Origin of the sequence: Actinoallomurus oryzae, assembly GCF_039541955.1 — a bacterium.
Taxonomy (GTDB): domain Bacteria; phylum Actinomycetota; class Actinomycetes; order Streptosporangiales; family Streptosporangiaceae; genus Actinoallomurus; species Actinoallomurus oryzae.
Genome location: NZ_BAABHF010000022.1, coordinates 60,126 through 77,140, shown reverse-complemented (window position 1 = coordinate 77,140; position 17,015 = coordinate 60,126). Strand labels below are relative to the sequence as shown.

The following is a 17,015-nucleotide window of genomic DNA, read 5'->3' as shown; positions in this document are numbered from 1 at the left end:
AAGTCCCGGTGCCGTGTCGTGATCGACACCGGGGGAGGCCGGAAGGCGGTCTCGGCGAGCTTTCCCCGCCGCGGCTCAGAGCCAGCCGGCCTCCGCCGCGATCCGTACCGCGTGGGCGCGGTTGCGGGCGCCGAGCTTGAGGGTGGCGGAGGCGAGGTAGTTGCGTACGGTGCCGCCCGACAGGCACACGTGCGCGGCGATCTCCCGGATCTCGTAGCCGCCCGCGTACCGCTGGAGGATCTCGGTCTCCCGGGACGAGAGGGGACTGGGTTCGGCGTCGAGCGCCGCCACGGCCAGCTGGGGTGCGATGACGCGGGCGCCGGTGCCGGCCTGGCCGATCGCGTCGAGCAGCTGCTTGCCGGGAACGTCCTTGACGATCAGCCCGCTGACGTTCGCCGCGATGGCGCGTCGAAGATGCCCGGGGCGTACGACACCCGTGACGACGATGACCTTGCATCGCGGGAGCAGCGCGCGGAGCTCTTCGATCACACTCAGCCCGTCGACGCCGAGCAGGTCGATGTCGAGCACGGCGACGTCGGGCCGTTTCTCGGCCGCGGCGGCGAGTACCGCCCGCCCCGTCGTGGCCTGCGCGACGAGCTGGACCCCGTCCTCCCGCTGGACGAGGGTGGCCAGAGTGTTCTTCCGCAGCCGGGTGTCCTCGGTGATCAGGACGCGGAGCCGGCGCCGCTCTCCGGTGGTCATCGGCTCACCTCGCGGGCCGGGGAGGCCGCGCCGGCGAGGGCGGACGGCGGCGCCGAGCGCCGGACGCGGGCGACTGGAGGACGGGGAACGCTGAGTCACTGATCTGCATCGGCCTTGCTGACGGAGTGGGTGCGCGGCAAGGCTAACCGCGCACCACCGGGCGCAGTCGCCACGATGCGCACGGGTCCTCGCCATCCCGCGCACACCTTCGGCGCGCCACCGGCCGTCCGTACGCCGGGTGAACCTCGCGTTCCGCCGGCGCGCATGATGGAACTGCTGTCGCATCGGGAGAGGACCAGCGTGAGTACTTTGGACATGCTTTCGGAGGACGAGCGGTTCGTCGTCGGCACCGTGCGCGACTTCGTCGACAAGGACGTCAGGCCGGTCGTGCAGGAGCTCGAGCACGCCAACACCTACCCCGAGGCCCTGATCGAGCGGATGAAGGAGCTCGGCGTCTTCGGCCTGGCCGTTCCGGAGGAGTACGGCGGCACCCCCGTCTCCACGCCGTGCTACGTGCTCATCACCGAGGAGCTGGCCCGCGGGTGGATGAGCCTGGCGGGCGCGATGGGCGGCCACACGGTGGTGGCCAAGCTGCTGCTGCACTTCGGCACCGAAGAGCAGAAGCGCCGTTATCTGCCGAAGATGGCCACCGGTCAGGTCCGGGCGACGATGGCCCTGACCGAACCGTCCGGCGGCTCGGACCTGCAGGCCATGCGCACGGTCGCGCGCAGGGACGGGGACGGATACGTGATCGACGGGTCCAAGACCTGGATCACCAACTCCCGCCGGTCGGGGCTGATCGCCCTGCTCTGCAAGACCGACCCGGACGCCGAACCCGCGCACAAGGGCATCTCGATCCTCCTCCTCGAGCACGGCCCCGGCCTCACCGTCTCCCGCGACCTGCCCAAGCTGGGCTACAAGGGCGTCGAGAGCTGCGAGCTGTCCTTCGACGGCTACCGCGCGAGCGCCGACGCCGTCCTCGGCGGCGAGGAGGGCCGCGGCTTCGCCCAGATGATGAAGGGGCTGGAGACCGGCAGGCTCCAGGTCGCGGCCCGCGCGCTGGGCGTGGGCCGGGCGGCGCTGGAGGACTCCCTCGCCTACGCCCAGGAGCGCGAGTCCTTCGGCAAGCCGATCTGGGAGCACCAGTCGATCGGCAACTACCTCGCGGACATGGCCACCTCCCTCTCGGCCGCCCGCCAGCTCACACTCCACGCCGCGCGCGAGGCCGACGCCGGCCGGCGGGTGGACATGGAGGCGGGCATGGCCAAGCTCTTCGCCTCCGAGACCGCCATGCGGATCGCCCTCGACGCCGTCCGCATCCACGGCGGGTACGGCTACTCCACCGAGTTCGACGTCGAGCGCTACTTCCGCGACGCACCCCTGATGATCGTCGGCGAGGGCACCAACGAGATCCAGAAAAACGTGATCGTCCGCCAGCTCGTCAAGCGCGGTGGCCTCGACGCCTGAGTGTCACTGTTCGCCGGGACGGCGTGGCGCGGCGACCGGCGGCGCGGTCGAGGTCGCGAAGCGCTGCGGGCGGTACGCGGCCAGCGGTTCCTGCGGCTCGCCGGCGAGTTCGGCGGCGACCATGCGCGCGAGGACCGGCGCCAGCGTGACGCCGCTGTGCGTGACGAACGCGTAGATCCGCCGGTGCGGGTCGGTCCAGCCCGCGATGGGAAGCCCGTCCGCCGGGAGCGGCCGGTGCCCGACCACCAGCGACCGGGCGGTGACCGCGTCCGTGCCGAGCAGGGCCCGTACGCGGGCGATGATCTCCTCGGCCGTCGGGTGACCGGGGTGGTACTCCTTCTGCGGATCCACCTGGGCGTCCAGGTCCAGCGCCTGCGCGATCAGCCCGTCCGGACCGTCCGGCCGTACGTGCACCGACGAGGTGAACACCACCTGGCGGAGCCGGAGCCCCGGCACGGTCGCGCGCAGCAGGAGGCCGACGCCGGGGGCGCCCACGCTCTCGTGATCGCACAGCGGCGTCGCGGCCCCGAGCAGCCGGGGGGTGACCGTGCCCGCGGCGACGACCACCTGGTCGGCGGCGAGCGTCTCGCCGTCGTCCAGGGTGACGACGGCGCCGGCCTCGTCGGAGCGCAGCGACGTCACCGCACGCCCCTCGACCAGGCGGGCGCCGTACCGCCGCGCCTCCGCGCAGCGGTACGCGACGGTCTCCGCCGGGTGCAGGACCCCCTCGTCCGGGAAGAACGCGGCCCGGTCCGGGGCGGTGGGCAGCTCGGGGGCGATCCGCCGGGGGTCCACCCACTCGGCCCGGTAGCCCCGGGCCGTGAGGGTGGCCATCCGGCGTTCGAGGTCGGCGGCGTGCGCCGGCGCGGTCGCCCACTCGAGGCGCCCGGAGTTCCGGTACCCCGGCGGGCGCTCCGCCAGGTACTCCCGGACTCCCGCGAGGTTCAGCCGGTAGTAGGACTCCGGATGCTTGTTGCCCGCGTTGATCCACGCGAAGCTCGCCGCGCTGGTGCCCGAGCCGAAGCGGTGCGCCTCAATGAGGACGACCCGCCGGCCGCCCGCCGACAGGCGGGCGGCCAGCGTCGTACCGAGAATTCCGCCTCCGACGACGACGGTGGTCATGCCGCCAGCGTCCGCCCGGCGGTCTCGGGAAGCAACCAGGCCGAGCCCGCGACGCAGAGGGCGAACAAGCCCGCGATGGAGATGCCGCCGGACAGGCCGGCCAGCGGCGCCAGACCGGTCACCATCACCGGCCCGAAGAAGGTCAGGGCGCGGGCGACGTTCCACACGAAGCCCGCCACGGTGGAGCGGACCTCGGTGGGGAAGTTCTCCACCACGAGCGGGCCGATCCCGGAGAAGGTCCCGGTGCCGACGCCGGTCACGAACATGGCCACCTGGAGCAGCCCGGTCTGGGTGTCCAGCCGGTTCCACAGCAGGGTGATGGAGAAGATGCCCAGGGCGAGCACGACCGAGTACGCGGTCAGCGTGAGGCGCCGGCCCCAGCGGTCGGCCACCCAGCCGAAGGTCAGGTAGCCGAGCAGGCTGCCGGTCTGTAGCACCATGAACCAGCCGAGCGAGTGGACCACGTTGATGTGCCGCTCTTTCGCGAGGTAGTTCGGCAGCCAGGTGTAGGGGATCCAGAAGGCGAACATGTCGAAGGTGGTCAGCGCGAAGACCACGATCAGCGTCTTGCGGTAGGGCGGGCGCCAGAGCATCGCGCGCATCTCACGCAGCGGTATCCGCTCGGTCTTCCGGCCTCCGCTCGCCTTCGCCTCCCACACCGGCGACTCCGGCATCCAGATCCGGACGATCAGCACCAGTACGGCGGGCGCCGCGGACAGGACCATGGCCCAGCGCCATCCCACGGCCGGGGCGAGCAGCGAGCCGACCACCGAGGACAGCATGATCGACAACGGTGAGGCGGCCTGCAGCAGCGCCGCGAACCGGCCGCGCAGCACGGCCGGGAAGGTCTCGCCGACCAGGGTCTGGCCGACGCCCCACTCGCCGCCGACGCCGATGCCGGCGATGATCCTGGCCACGAACAGCATCCACGTCCCGTGGGTGACGCCCGTGAGCAGGGAGCCGAAGGCGAACAGCAGGATCGAGTACTGCAGCGACTTCTTGCGGCCGACGGCGTCGCCGAGCCAGCCGAAGAGGATGCCGCCGGCCGCGGTGGCCGCGAGCTGGAGGCCGACCAGCCGCGAGTACGTCGACTCGGCGAGGTGGAGGTCGGCGATCACGGCCACCGAGATGAAGCTGAGCACGGTGTTCGTGTAGGCGTCGAAGAAGAAGCCGGCCCAGGACATCGCGAAGATCCGCCGGTGCAGGCTGGTGAGAGTGGAGGTTGCGGGTGGGGTGTCGGTGAGCATGGGACGCCTCCGCAGGGGGGTCAGGTTGTGGCGTTCCTTCGGGTGCGCTCCGCGGCCGTACCGGCGACGTCGACGAGACCCGCCGCGGTGAGCACCACTCCGTACTGGTCAAGGGCCGCGGCAGGACTCACCCTGCCGTCGGCCACGTCCGCCGCGACCGCCCCCGGGTCGCGTTCTAGGGGGTCCCCGTGGCCACCGGAGCCCGGTGCCTCGATCCGTACCGCCTCGCCCGGCTCCAGGTGGATCCCGGAGGCCCGCCCCGAGCGCAGCCGTTCGCCTTTCCCGTCGCGTACGTGCACGACGAACGCGCCGGGATCGCCGGGCAGCCCGCCGCACAGTCCCCAGGGCGGCACCTGCTGCCGGTCCGCGTGCGAGGAGAACTCCGCGCCGGAGTCGAGGGCCTGGATCTCCCGCCGGATGCCGAGACCACCGCGGAACCGGCCGGCGCCGCCGGAGTCGGTGATCAGCTCGTAGGCGTTGACCCGGAGCGGGTACTCCAGCTCGAGCGCCTCGATCGGCAGGTTGGAGGAGTTGGTGATGTGCACCTGCACGGCGTCCAGGCCGTCGCGGTCCGGGCGCGCCCCCATGCCGCCGGCCACCACCTCCGGGTAGACCCAGAAATCTCCGCCCTGTTCGCCGGCCAGCGTGAAGTAGGTGACGGACGAGTGGGAACCGGCGGGGACGCGCTCGGGCAGGGCCTTGGCCAGCGCGCCCAGCACGGCGTCGGCGACGCGCTGGCAGCAGTCCGTACGGCCCGCCACCGGCGCGGGCGGCCTCGGGTTGACCAGGCAGCCTTCGGGCGCGGTGATGGCGATGCCGTCGAAGAAGCCGCCGTTGGCGGGGATCTCCGGGTCCAGGACGGCCTTCACGGCGTAGCAGACGGTGGCCTCGAGCGCGGAGCGTACGACGTTGATGCCCAGCGCGGACTGCGGCCCGGTGCCGGTGAAGTCGACCGCGATCCGCTCGCCGGCGACGGTGACGGTCGCCGCGACGGGTACCGGGGCGCCGCCCGGCTCGTCCGGGTCGAGGTGGTCGGTGAAGGCGTACTCTCCGTCGGGCACCGCGGCCACCGCGGCGCGCAGCCGGCGGCTCGCGTGGTCGAGCAGCGCGCCGGTCGCCTCCCGCAGCGTGGCCGCGCCGTACCGGTCGTGCAGCTCCAGGAGCCGGGTCCGCCCGATGTGGCAGGCGGCGAGCTGGGCGCGGATGTCGCCGCCGCGCTCCTCGGGAAGACGCGAGTTGAGCGTGACGAACGACAGCACGTCGGTGCTCAGCCGGCCCGCGGTGACCAGGCGGACGAGCGGGATGCGCAGGCCCTCCTCGAAGATGGAGCCGCAGTCGCCGGAGTTGGACCCGGGCACGCGTCCGCCCACGTCGGAGTGGTGCGCGATGTCGGCGACGAACCCGATGAGCTCGCCGTCGCGGAACACCGGCGCGGCGACCGTGATGTCGGGCAGGTGCGTGCCGCCGCCGGCGTACGGGTCGTTGGTGATGAACACGTCCCCGTCGGTGAGACCGAGGTCCGCGCCGACGAGGTGCGCGATGAGGCCGGCCATCGAGCCCATGTGGATCGGCATGTGCTCGGCCTGCGCGATGAGCCTGCCCGCGTGGTCGAACACCGCGGTCGAGCAGTCCGACCGCTCTTTGATGTTGGTGGAGTACGCGGACCGGCGCAGCGCCACCCCCATCTCCTCGGCGATTCCCAGCAGCGCGTTTCCGATCACCTGCGTGGTGATCATGTCGGGGGCGCTCATCGCGTGGCCACCTCGATCAGTAGGTTTCCGTGCTCGTCGACCCGGCCGGTCGTGCCGGGCGGGAGGACGGTCGTGGTGTCGAGCTGTTCGACGATCGCCGGCCCGGCGATCCGGTTGCCGGCGAGCAGCGCGTCCCGGCGGTAGATCGTGGCGTCTTCGGTCCCGGCCTCGAACACCACCGGGCGCCGGGCGGCCACCGCCGACGGCGGCGGTGTGGGCCCGCCGGCGGGCAGCGGGGGCGGCTCGTGGCGCGGGATGCGCCCGATCGCCGACACCCGTACGCCGACGATCTGCACCGGGGCGCCTTCGTGGGCGAAGCCGTACGCCTCGGTGTGCAGCGCGTGGAAGCGATCGACGAGTTCGGTCAGGTCGCCCGTGGTGAGGTCACGCGCCGGCAGCGGCACGTCGAGCTCGTAGTTCTGCCGCCGGTAGCGCATCGAGGCGACCGCGGTCAGCTCCCGGTCGGCGGGGTCGATGTGCTCGGCGGCCAGCCAGGACCGCGCCTGCGTGCTCAGCCGGCGCAGTGTGCCGTTCAGCTCCGGCAGCGCTTCGGTGTCGGCGACCTGGTAGACCGAGCCGACCAGGTCGGTGCGCAGGTCGGTGACGAGGAGGCCGAGGGCGCAGAGGGTGCCGGGGTTCGGCGGCACCAGCACCGTGCCGATGCCCAGCTCGGCGGCGATCCCGGCCGCGTGCAGCGGACCCGCCCCGCCGAAGGCGACCAGCACGTGGTCGCGGGGATCGACGCCGGTGGCCACCGAGACGTGCCGGATGGCCCGTGCCATACCCGCCTCGACCAGCCGGAGGATGCCGAGCGCGGTGCGTTCACGGTCCATCCCGAGCTCGCCGGCGAGGCCGTCCACGACGGCCTCGGCCGCCGCGACGTCCAGCCGCATCGCGCCGCCGAGAATGCCCTCGGGGGACAGCCGGCCGAGCACGGCGTGCGCGTCGGTGACGGTCGGCCGGTCGCCGCCGTGCCCGTAGCAGGCCGGTCCCGGCCGGGCCCCGGCGCTTCGCGGCCCGACCGTCAGCGCGCCGCCGGGGTCGACGGCCGCGATGCTCCCGCCGCCCGCGCCGATGGTGTGGATGTCGAGCGAGGGCGAGCGTACGGGGTAGCCGTCGACGTCGCGCTGGGGCGAGACCATCGCGGTGCCCTCGCCGATCAGGCAGACGTCCGTGCTCGTACCGCCCATGTCGAAGGTGATCAGGTTCGTCCGCCCGATCCGCTCGCCGAGATGGCGCGCGGCGACGACGCCCGCGCTGGGGCCGGACAGCAGCGTGCCGACCGGGCGGTCGCGGGTGGCGGCGAGCGAGGCGAGCCCGCCGTTGGACTGGATCACCAGCGGCGCGACCGGCGAGCCCAGCTCGGCCACCCGGCGGCCCAGCCGGTCGAGATAGCGCGCCATGGGCGGCCCGACGTAGGAGTTCATCGTGGTCGTCGTGAACCGCTCGTACTCGCGGAACTCGGGCGTGATCTCGCTGGAGATCGAAACGTAGCCCTCCGGCCAGTGGCGCCTGAGGTGGTCCCGGATCTGGATCTCGTGGACGGGGTCGCGGTAGGAGTGCAGCAGGCAGACCGCGACGGCCTGGATCTCCAGTTCCCGCAGCCTGGCGATGATCGGATCGAGCCGGGCGGTGTCCAGCTCCACGAGTACCTTCCCGGCCGCGCTCAGCCGTTCGTCGACCTCGAAGCACCAGGCCCGCCTGGTCAGCGGCGCCGGCTTCGTCACGAACAGGTCGTACAGCGCGGGCCTGCGCTGGCGGGCGATCTCCAGTACGTCGCGGAAGCCCCGGGTGGTGATCAGCGCGGTGCGAGCGCCGGCGCGCTCCAACAGCGCGTTGGTGGCGACCGTGGTGCCGTGCCCCAGGTACCCGATCGACGCGGCGGTGGCGTCCATCGCGGTGACCAGGCGGTCGATGCCCTCGGCCACGGCCTCGGACTGGTCGCCGGGGGTGGAGGGCAGTTTGTACACGTCGCGTGCGCCGGTGCCGGTGTCCAGCGCGGTGATGTCGGTGAACGTGCCGCCGACGTCGACTCCGATGCGGATCACGCGACCGCTCCCTTCCGGAACCGGGCCGGGTCCAGCCCGGCGATGTCGTAGGCGGTCTCGCCCGTCGTGGCCAGATCGGCGGCGATGTCGCCGAACAGCGGAGAGAGCTTGAACCCGTGGCCGGAGAACCCGGCCATCAGCACGATGCGTGGATCGTCCGGGTGCGGGCCGAACAGCCCGTGGCCGTCCGGGGTGTAGCCGTCGAAGAACGCGCGCAAGCGGATGCCGGTGGTCTCCAGCCCCGGCAGGTACCGGCGGGCCGTCGCCGCGACCTGCTCGGCGTAGGCGGCCTCGACGTCGTGGACGAGCGGGTCGTCCAGCTCCTCCAGCACGGTGCGCGCGATGTGGAGGTTCATCTTCACCGTGCGGTCGTCGAGGGAGGAGAAGAAGGAGAAGTCACCGCCCGGGCCGCTGCGCCGGACGCCGGGCGGGAAGGCCGCCGGACGGAAGCCGCCGGGGTCACGCGCGGCCAGCCAGGCCAGCACCACGCGGCGCACCTCGATCGCCGGTGCGAGCAGATCCCAGAAGCGCCGGCTCCAGGGGCCGAGCGCGGAGACGACGGCGTCGAACGTGGTGGTGCCGCTCGCGGTGACCACGCCGATCCCGTCCGTACGCGGTTTCAGGTCGAGGACCCGCTCGCCGATTCGCAGCTCGGCCCCGTGGGCGCGGGCGCGTCCGGCCGCCGCGCGCAGCGCCGCGCTGGGCAGCAGCGTGCCGCCGGCCCGGTCGACGACGATCACTTCGCCGTCGAGGAGCCGGTGCGGGGGGAAACGCCGTGCCGCCGCGTCCTCGTCGAGCACCTCGACGTCCAGGTCGTGCGTTCGCGCCGAGGCCAGCGTCTCTGTGACGTCGGGGTGGTCGGGCGCGCCGACGGTCAGAGCGCCGGTCGGCAGGAGCAGGCGCTCACCCGAGGCCCGCTCCAGGTCCTGCCACAGCGTGCGGGCCCGCCGCAGCAGGGGGACGTAGTGGCGGCCCTCCTTGTAGGCGACGCGGAAGATCCGTGACTCGCCGCCGGCGGCGCCGTGGGAGTGGCCGGGCTCGCGGTCGTCGATGGCGGTCACCGCGAAGCCACGCTCCACGAGCCGCCAGGCGGTCATCACGCCCATGGTCCCGGCACCGAGAACCGCGATTCGTGGCGAGGCGGGCGTCACTGTTTCTCCTGTTCATACGGCTGTTTCGTGAGCTGAAAAGTAGTTGACACAACAGATGCTGCATACTCTTTGTCGTGAATCCGACGGAACTGACGCGACACGGGAGCTTCATCGAGCGGTTCGCCGCGCACGCCGGTCAGCTGACGCGCTCCGAACTCCGGGTGGCGCAGTACATCCGGCGGCACCCGGAGCGGGCCGTCGTCGCGTCGGCCGCCGCACTCGGCCGGATGACCTCCACGAGCGACGCCACGGTCCTGCGCACGGTGAAGGCTCTGGGCTACCAGGGCCTGCGCGAGATGCACGCCTCGCTCGTCGACCAGCTGCGGCGCCGGCAGGACCTCACGACCCAGCTCGCCGCCCGGGTGGAGGCGGTGGCCCCCGCGACCACCAGCGTGTTCGAACGGGTGCGGCGGGACAGCATCGCCACCCTGCGCGAGCTCTCCGCGCGGCTACCGGACGACCGCTGGGCGGAGTGCGTCCAGGCCGTGGACGCCGCCGACGGGATCCTCTGCTTCGGCCTCGGACCGGCCGGAACGGTCGCCGAGCACCTGGCGATCGCCCTGACCCGGCTGGGCATGACCGCGGTCGCCACCGCGAACAGCGGTATCCGGCTCGCCGACCGGCTGGCCACGCTGGCCTCTGGCTGGGCGCTCGTGGTCTTCGCGCCGCTGCGCATGTTCCGGGAGATCGGCGTGGCGCTGGACCGCGCGCGGGACGTCGGCGCGACGAGCGTGGTCATCACCGAGGCGCTTGCCCGTGAGGTGCGGAACCGGGCCGACATCGTGCTGACCACGCCGCCGAGCGGGGAGGGCGCGGCGAGCGAGACGCTCGCGCCGCTCGTGCTGGCACAGGCGCTGACCATGGAGATCGCCGCCCTGCGGTCGGAGCAGGCGGCTCAGCACGCGCTCCTCCTCGAGCGGCTGAGATCCGGCATCACCGGTACGGCGACCGCACGCTGAGCGCCGCCCGCCGGGCCGTACGGCACAGGTGCCGGTCGGCGAAGGCCGACCGGCACCTGGTTCCAGTGACGGAGGTTTTCTGTCAGGGGATGTAGACCCCGTTGAACCACTGTCCGTGGGCGTCGTCGGTGTACACGTCGACGTTGAAGTTGTAGTTGCCGTGCCTGCCTTCCCACAGGTAGCCGGGCAGTCCCGAGGAGGCGTTGGCGTCGCAGATCACGTCGTCGGTGCAGATCGTCAGCACGGGGACGTCGCCGAAGTAGTCGTCGGCGCCGGCGAGCGGTGCGCCGACGACGGGAGCGATGGCCGGGTGGGCCGCGGCCCCGGCGGCACCCGGTCCGGCGGCGCGCTTGGGGTCGGCGAGCAGGATCGCGTTCACGTTGCCGAAGGTCCGCCAGTTCTCGGTGACCCAGGTGTGGACCACCACGGCGCCGAGAGAGTATCCGACCACTTTGGCGTGCTGGCCCGGGCACTCGTTGCGGTGGTCGCGGATCAGCCGGTTCAGCTCGTTCACGCCCTGGCGGTCGGCGGCGCCGACGGGCACCGCCGGGTACCCGACACGCTGGCTGACATGGCCGGAGTAGATCGTGCTGTTGAGGTCGCCCGTGCCGCCCACCACGATCGTGTAGGTGCCTCCGCAGGAGGCGGCCTGTGCGGCCGGTGCCGCCGGCAGACTGATGCCCGCCAGCGCGACAAGGCCGGCCAGCAGGGTTGAGAACTTGCGCATTGAACCTCCCGCTCGTGACGGTTACGCGGCTTGTGCGACCGGTTCTTCGACGCGCGCGGAAGACGCTAATGCCATCCGATGACATCCCGATGACACGGCGATCATTCGGCCGGTCGGATGAATGGTCGTGGAACGGCCTTTCCCGGTCAGTGCTCCGGGATACCGCACCGTGATCGGCGGCTCTAGGATGCTGTCGCGATTTCCCGCCGAGGGGGCGTCGGCCCCACGATCGAGGTGGCGATGGGCAGGCGAGAGGCCCCGGTTCCCGACGGGCCGCTAAGGGAATTCGCGCTGAAACTCCGGGAGTTGCGCGACAACGCGCCCGGAGCGCCGACCTATCGCGAGCTCGCCCGCAAAGCGCACTATTCCTCGTCCGTTCTGTCGGTCGCCGCCTCGGGGCAGCGCCTGCCGACCTGGGACGTCACCAGCGCCTTCGTGGCGGCGTGCGAGGGCGACGTCGACGAGTGGCGCGAGCGCTGGTCGCGCCTGCGGGCCGAGCTCCAGGCCGCGCATCCAAACCTGATCAGTGAGGCCGGCGCCGCCTCACCGGGCTCCGGCGCCGCGGTCTCCGAGGCGTCCGCGGAGGAGGTTCCCGAGGCGGAGACACCGCCGGTGCCGGTCGCGCCGCTGACCCGGTCCGACCCGGCGAAGGTCGGGCCGTTCCGGCTGCTCGGGCGCCTGGGCGGCGGTTCGATGGGCCAGGTCTACCTGGCGGTGTCGAAGACCGGCCGCCCGGTGGCGGTGAAGGTCGTGCGCCCCCATCTGGCCGAGGACGCGCACTTCCGGCGGCGGTTCGCGGCCGAGGTCGCCGCCGTGCGCCGGGTCGACAGCCCGTACACGCCGGCCGTCATCGACGCCGATCCCCAGGCGGAGGCGCCGTGGATGGCGACCGCCTACATCGCCGGTCCCTCGCTCGGCGACGCCGTGAACGCCGACGGGCCGCTGCCGCCCGACGTGGTGATGAGGCTGGCCGCGGGCATCGCCGAGGCGCTCGCCGACGTCCACGCCGCCGGCGTGCTCCACCGCGATCTGAAGCCGGCCAACGTGCTGCTGGACGCCACCGGCCCCAAGGTCATCGACTTCGGGGTGGCCCAGGCGGACGACGGCAGCCGCATGACCCAGACCGGCGCCAGCGTGGGCACGGTGCCGTTCATGGCGCCCGAACAGGCCGGCGGCGGCGAGGTCACCGCGGCCTCCGACGTCTTCGCGCTCGGCTCGGTCCTCGCCTACGCCGCCACCGGTGTGCTGCCCTTCGGCGACGGTACGACCGGCGAGGTGCTGTACCGGATCATCCACACCGATCCCGATCCGGCCGCGCTCGACTGCCACGACGACGGGCTTCGCGCGCTCATCACCCGGTGCCTGGACAAGGACCCCGCCCGCCGGCCCACGCCGGACCAGATCGTCGAGGCCTGCGCCGATCGGCCGATGCGCGCGGGCTGGCTGCCGGACTCCCTGGACACCTCGGTCCGGCGCTCCGCCGACGACATGTCCGTGCTGCTCGCGCGGGCGGCGGCCCGCCGCACCACGGCCGTACGCCTCGGGGCCGTCGCGGCCGTCGTCCTGGTCGCCGCCGGGGTCGTGGTGGCGCTGTACGCCGCGCGCCCGTCCGGCGCACCTGCACGGACCGGTGGGGCCGCGAGCCCGGGCGGGGCGGCTCCGGGCGCGTGGACGGCGCGATCCGGGCCCTCGTGTTCGACGGGGAAGGCGGTGGCGATGGACACCACCGGCTCCTGGAATCCGCTGGCGGGCAGCGGCACGGCCGGCTGTGGGGACGCCCTGATCCACCGCACGACCGGCAGCGGTGACGGGGCGAACTGGATCTTCTACCCGGGCGTCGGCAAGACCTGTACGTTCCGCATCGACGTCCCTGCTTCGGACGTCGTCACCGCCAGTAACGTCATTTATCAGGCCTGGGACACGATTCCAGGCAAGCACACGGACGAACACCGCATCGGCGGCAATATCCGTACCGACCAGCGGGCCAATCGCGGCCGGGCCATCACCATCACGTTCGGCGCGACCAAGAACGGCACCATCGACCTGCAGATCTACGACGACTATCCCGAGCACGAGATCGAGGCCGCCAGTACGGTCACGGCCACCTGCCGCTGAGCTTGGCGTTCGGTTGTTCGGTTGTTAGTGCTTTGTTCGGCGAACAAGCATTTCCGCCGGTGACCGGCTATTTCCTCTATATCTGGGCTGCTCCCACCTGACCCATCCCGGAGGTCGCCCATGTCTCGGAAATCCTCAACCGCCCGCGTCGTGGCCTCGGCACTGGCCGCGCTCGCGCTGGTGGCCGCGGTCGCCACCGGCGTCGACACGCCTCAGGACACGGCCGCGCTCGCCGACTCGCTGGACGCGCCGAGCGCGGGCGTGCCCGGGGACCAGTACTACGTCGCGACCGACGGCGACGACGCGACCGGTGACGGATCGCGGGCCCACCCCTGGGCGACGATCCAGCACGCCACCGAGAACGTGAAGGTGGCGAGCGGCGGCGCCACGGTGCACGTGGCGGACGGGACGTACAGGGACGCCGTGGTGAACAAGGCGAGCGGGCACGCCGGCGGCTACCTGACGTTCGTCGCCGATCACCGCTGGAAGGCGAAGATCGCGCCGGCCTCGTCCGCCATCCCGTTCGAGAACCGGGGCGACTACGTCCGCATCGAGGGCTTCGACGTCACCAGCGCGGGCGGCGCCTGGAGCGGCATCCTGACGTGGGGCGAGCACAACATCGTCCAGGGAGACCACGTGCACGACATCAGGACCGAGATCGGCTCGGGCGACTGCAACGGCAGCCCGGGCGGGGACGGGATCGGCGACGACGCGTCGTCGCCGGACAACGCGTTCATCGGCAACCGGGTCGACCACATCGGCCCGTACCCGCGCGAGTGCGAGTACATCCACGGCATCTACCCGTCCGGCGCCGGTGACGTCATCCAGAACAACATCACCTACAACAGCTCCGGAAGCGGCATCCGGTTCAACCACAACGCGACCGGCGCCACGATCACCAACAACCTGTCGTTCGCCAACGCCGACCATGGAATCTTCATCACCGGCGGCGTCGACGGCACCGCCGACAAGTTCGTGATCAGCAACAACATCGTGCTGGACAACGCGATGTTCGGCATCAACGTCCGGAGTGACGCGAACGGCGAGCACAACGAGTTCCACGACAACCTGTTCCGGGGCAACAAGAAGGGCACGTACGGAAGGGACAGCAGCGAGGAGTTCACCCCGCCGAACAGCTCAGGCACCGTGACCGAGGACCCGAAGCTGGTCGACTACCGCAGCGACGGCACCGGCGACTACCACCTCACGGCGTCCAGCCCGTGCGTCGACGCGGCCGGCTCCGCGGTTCCGGACACCGACTACGACGGCGTCTCCCGCCCCCAGGGCCACGCCGCCGACATCGGTCCGTACGAGCTCACCACCGCCTCGGCGCCGGGCAGGGGCTGACCCGGTAACCGGCCAGGCCGCGAATTTCCGATCTCTTCGGCGATATCGCCGGAAGCGTACGCAGGCTCCGGTCCCCGCGCACGACGCGGGGACCGGAGCCTGCGATGAACGATTTCGCCGACGGCCCGTCAGCGGCCGTTGTCAGGACACTCGTCCCAGCTGCCGGCGTTGTCGAGATCCCCGTCGTATATCCATCCCTGTGTGGAGGTCCCGGCGATCCGTACATGAGTCCAGGAGTTGTTGTAGGCGTTTACCACGAAGCAGTGGTAATAGACCGTCCGGCCTTTGCCGGGCGTGGCGACGACGGAACACGCCGCGTACGGGCCGCTGTGAATGGGATTCCAGTCGATGACCGAACCGTAGCGCGAATCCGGATTGCTCCACGTCCATCCGCTACAGGACTTCGTGACGGCCGCCTGACTCGGTCCGGCGACGGCGATTCCCGTCCCCATTGCCAAGGCGAGCGCTCCCACGGTCACCGCCGACTTGCCACCGACCCTGCGAAGCGTCTTGGATCTCCATCGCATCGCTTTCCCCACTTTCCTCTGGGTTGGCATCGCAGGAAGACGAGTTCGGCGATCCCGTGACGCCCAGGACCCGGCAAAGCTAAGCTCAACCGGTTCACGCCCGGTTAAAGACCGGTATCAACGCAGTCCACTCGCCATTAATGGATGGAACATCGACCGATCGCCCGCCACGCCCGAGCCCGGTGGCTCAGCCTCACGGGCAGAACAGCTAGGTCTTCGACGGCGGGGTAGGGCTCCGGGCGATGGCCTCGCGGGTGGATGTCGCTGGACTTGCCGAGAAGGTGTTCGGCATTCCCGAGCTGCGGCCTGCGCAGCGAGAGGCCGCCGAGACGCTGGTCGCGGGCCGGGACGGCCTGGTGGTGATGCCCAGCGGGGGCGGAAAGTCGGTGATCTACCAGGCGGCGGCGGTCGCGCTCGGCGGTCCGGCGGTGGTGATCTCGCCCCTCGTGTCGCTGCAGCGGGACCAGACCCGGCGGCTGCGCGAGCGGGGGCTCCCGGCGGTCGCGCTCAACGCCACGGCGGGGGAGAAGCGGCGGAGCGAGGCGTACGGCCTGCTGCGCGGTGGGGCGCCGGCGTTCGTCTTCCTGGCCCCGGAACAACTCGTCCGGGACGACGTGCGCGCGGTGCTGCGCGAGGCGCCGCCGGTGCTGCTCACCGTGGACGAGGCGCACTGCGTCTCCGCCTGGGGGCACGACTTCCGTCCGGACTATCTACGGATCGGCGGGGTGCTGGACGGGCTCCCGCGCCGGCCCGTGGTGGCGGCGCTCACCGCGACGGCCGCGCCGCCCGTACGGGAGGAGATCGTCGAGCGGCTCGGGCTCCGCGATCCGGCGCGTTTCGTGTCCGGGTTCGACCGTCCGGAGATCCGGCTCGCGGTGCCGGGCTTCCACGACGCCGGCGGAAAGGAGGACGCGGTCGTACGGCTCGTGGGCGAGCTGCCCGGTTCCGGCCTCGTGTACGCGGCGACGCGCCGGGAGGCCGAGGCGTACGCGGAACGGCTCGGGGTGCCCGCGTACCACGCGGGGATGCGCAAGAGCGCCCGCGAGGCGGCCCAGCGGGCGTTCATGGACGGGGCCACGATCGCCGCGACGAGCGCGTTCGGCATGGGCATCGACCGGCCGGACGTACGGTTCGTCGTGCACGCCTCCGCGCCGGGGTCGCTGGATGAGTACTACCAGGAGATCGGCCGGGCCGGTCGCGACGGCGAGCCGGCCACCGCGGTCTGCTGCTACCGGGCCGAGGACCTGGGCCTCCAGCGGTTCTTCGCCGGCGGCCGGCCCGACGAGGACCTCCTCGCCCGGGTGGCGGAGGCGGCCGACGGGCCGGTCTCACGCCGGGAGCTGGCCGAGCGCGCCGAGATCTCGGGACGCCGCCTCGGCGGCGTGCTGAACCTGCTGGAGTCGGCCGGCGCCGTCCGGCTGGGCCGGCGGGTGGAGCCGGTGCCCGGCGCTCCGGCACCGGCCGAGGCCGCGGCCGCCGCGGTCGAGGCGGCCGAACGGCACCGCTCGATCGAGCGTTCGCGCGTGGAGATGATGCGGCGCTACGCGGAGCTGACCGACTGCCGGCGCCGGTTCCTGCTGCGCTATTTCGGCGAGTTCACCCAGGACCCCTGCGGCCGGTGCGACAACTGCGAGGCCGGCTGGTCCACCCCCGCGGACGAGGAGGACGCCACGTACGCGCCGGGCGAGCGGGTGCACCACCGGGACTGGGGCCGGGGCACGCTTCTGGGCTACAAGGACGGCCGGCTCACCGTCGTCTTCGACCACGTCGGCTACAAAGAGCTCCTGGAGGACACCGTGGCCGGCGCGGACCTGCTCCGCCCGGTGCGCGACTGACACCGCCCGTTTGGCTC

Annotated in this window: 13 protein-coding genes; 5 read left to right on the top strand and 8 right to left on the bottom strand. The window is 72.2% G+C overall.

Annotation, left to right across the window (positions count from 1 at the left end; genetic code table 11):
* Nucleotides 1-75: 75 nt before the first annotated feature.
* On the bottom strand, nt 76-702 hold the full coding sequence (locus ABEA10_RS19185) for a response regulator (protein WP_345465524.1): 627 nt from the start codon (nt 700-702) through the stop codon (nt 76-78).
* 300 nt (nt 703-1,002) lie between these two features.
* Between ABEA10_RS19185 and ABEA10_RS19180 the strand changes: the two genes are divergently transcribed.
* On the top strand, nt 1,003-2,169 hold the full coding sequence (locus tag ABEA10_RS19180; protein WP_425550921.1) for an acyl-CoA dehydrogenase family protein: 1,167 nt from the start codon (nt 1,003-1,005) through the stop codon (nt 2,167-2,169).
* A gap of 3 nt (nt 2,170-2,172) precedes the next feature.
* Here ABEA10_RS19180 and ABEA10_RS19175 read toward each other — a convergent pair whose 3' ends face one another.
* From ABEA10_RS19175 to solA, 5 genes are read right to left on the bottom strand one after another with little or no spacing between them, the layout of a single operon-like run.
* Complete coding sequence (locus tag ABEA10_RS19175) at nt 2,173-3,291, bottom strand: NAD(P)/FAD-dependent oxidoreductase (protein WP_345465522.1); 1,119 nt, start codon at nt 3,289-3,291, stop codon at nt 2,173-2,175.
* The gene (locus tag ABEA10_RS19170; protein ID WP_345465520.1) at nt 3,288-4,538 is read right to left on the bottom strand and encodes an MFS transporter; all 1,251 of its coding nucleotides are present in this window, start codon (nt 4,536-4,538) and stop codon (nt 3,288-3,290) included. The genes ABEA10_RS19175 and ABEA10_RS19170 overlap by 4 nt, the downstream gene beginning before the upstream one ends.
* Nucleotides 4,539-4,558: 20 nt before the next feature.
* A complete protein-coding gene (locus ABEA10_RS19165; RefSeq protein WP_345465518.1) occupies nt 4,559-6,289 on the bottom strand; it encodes a hydantoinase B/oxoprolinase family protein in 1,731 nt (576 codons plus the stop codon).
* Complete coding sequence (locus ABEA10_RS19160) at nt 6,286-8,337, bottom strand: hydantoinase/oxoprolinase family protein (protein ID WP_345465516.1); 2,052 nt, start codon at nt 8,335-8,337, stop codon at nt 6,286-6,288. Before ABEA10_RS19160 ends, ABEA10_RS19165 begins: the two co-directional genes overlap by 4 nt.
* On the bottom strand, nt 8,334-9,488 hold the full coding sequence (gene solA, locus ABEA10_RS19155; protein WP_345465514.1) for an N-methyl-L-tryptophan oxidase: 1,155 nt from the start codon (nt 9,486-9,488) through the stop codon (nt 8,334-8,336). Before solA ends, ABEA10_RS19160 begins: the two co-directional genes overlap by 4 nt.
* Before the next feature lie 74 nt (nt 9,489-9,562).
* Here solA and ABEA10_RS19150 point away from each other — a divergent pair, with 74 nt between their 5' ends.
* Nucleotides 9,563-10,447 carry a MurR/RpiR family transcriptional regulator gene (locus tag ABEA10_RS19150; RefSeq protein WP_329246913.1) on the top strand — a complete coding sequence of 295 codons (885 nt, stop codon included), beginning with the start codon at nt 9,563-9,565 and terminating at the stop codon, nt 10,445-10,447.
* Nucleotides 10,448-10,529: 82 nt separating this feature from the next.
* On the opposite strand, the gene ABEA10_RS19145 is transcribed toward ABEA10_RS19150, so the two are convergent.
* Complete coding sequence (locus tag ABEA10_RS19145; RefSeq protein ID WP_345465510.1) at nt 10,530-11,174, bottom strand: cutinase family protein; 645 nt, start codon at nt 11,172-11,174, stop codon at nt 10,530-10,532.
* A gap of 240 nt (nt 11,175-11,414) precedes the next feature.
* Between ABEA10_RS19145 and ABEA10_RS19140 the strand changes: the two genes are divergently transcribed.
* Nucleotides 11,415-13,289, top strand: a complete 1,875-nt coding sequence (locus tag ABEA10_RS19140) for a serine/threonine-protein kinase (protein WP_345465508.1) — start codon at nt 11,415-11,417, stop codon at nt 13,287-13,289.
* A gap of 120 nt (nt 13,290-13,409) precedes the next feature.
* Complete coding sequence (locus tag ABEA10_RS19135) at nt 13,410-14,636, top strand: choice-of-anchor Q domain-containing protein (protein WP_345465506.1); 1,227 nt, start codon at nt 13,410-13,412, stop codon at nt 14,634-14,636.
* Between the two features lie 128 nt (nt 14,637-14,764).
* On the opposite strand, the gene ABEA10_RS19130 is transcribed toward ABEA10_RS19135, so the two are convergent.
* A complete protein-coding gene (locus ABEA10_RS19130; protein ID WP_345465504.1) occupies nt 14,765-15,193 on the bottom strand; it encodes a hypothetical protein in 429 nt (142 codons plus the stop codon).
* 224 nt (nt 15,194-15,417) lie between these two features.
* Between ABEA10_RS19130 and ABEA10_RS19125 the strand changes: the two genes are divergently transcribed.
* Nucleotides 15,418-16,998 (top strand): RecQ family ATP-dependent DNA helicase, encoded by a 1,581-nt coding sequence (locus ABEA10_RS19125; protein ID WP_345465502.1) that lies wholly within the window; start codon nt 15,418-15,420, stop codon nt 16,996-16,998.
* Nucleotides 16,999-17,015 lie beyond the last annotated feature (17 nt).

Excerpts from the sequence above, each read along its gene's own strand:
- ABEA10_RS19130 (WP_345465504.1), bottom strand. The coding sequence starts at position 15,193 with ATGCCAACCCAGAGGAAAGTGGGGAAAGCGATGCGATGGAGATCCAAG.
- ABEA10_RS19135 (WP_345465506.1), top strand. The coding sequence starts at position 13,410 with ATGTCTCGGAAATCCTCAACCGCCCGCGTCGTGGCCTCGGCACTGGCC.
- ABEA10_RS19170 (WP_345465520.1), bottom strand. The coding sequence starts at position 4,538 with ATGCTCACCGACACCCCACCCGCAACCTCCACTCTCACCAGCCTGCAC.
- ABEA10_RS19175 (WP_345465522.1), bottom strand. The coding sequence starts at position 3,291 with ATGACCACCGTCGTCGTCGGAGGCGGAATTCTCGGTACGACGCTGGCC.
- ABEA10_RS19165 (WP_345465518.1), bottom strand. The coding sequence starts at position 6,289 with ATGAGCGCCCCCGACATGATCACCACGCAGGTGATCGGAAACGCGCTG.
- ABEA10_RS19140 (WP_345465508.1), top strand. The coding sequence starts at position 11,415 with ATGGGCAGGCGAGAGGCCCCGGTTCCCGACGGGCCGCTAAGGGAATTC.
- ABEA10_RS19145 (WP_345465510.1), bottom strand. The coding sequence starts at position 11,174 with ATGCGCAAGTTCTCAACCCTGCTGGCCGGCCTTGTCGCGCTGGCGGGC.
- ABEA10_RS19185 (WP_345465524.1), bottom strand. The coding sequence starts at position 702 with ATGACCACCGGAGAGCGGCGCCGGCTCCGCGTCCTGATCACCGAGGAC.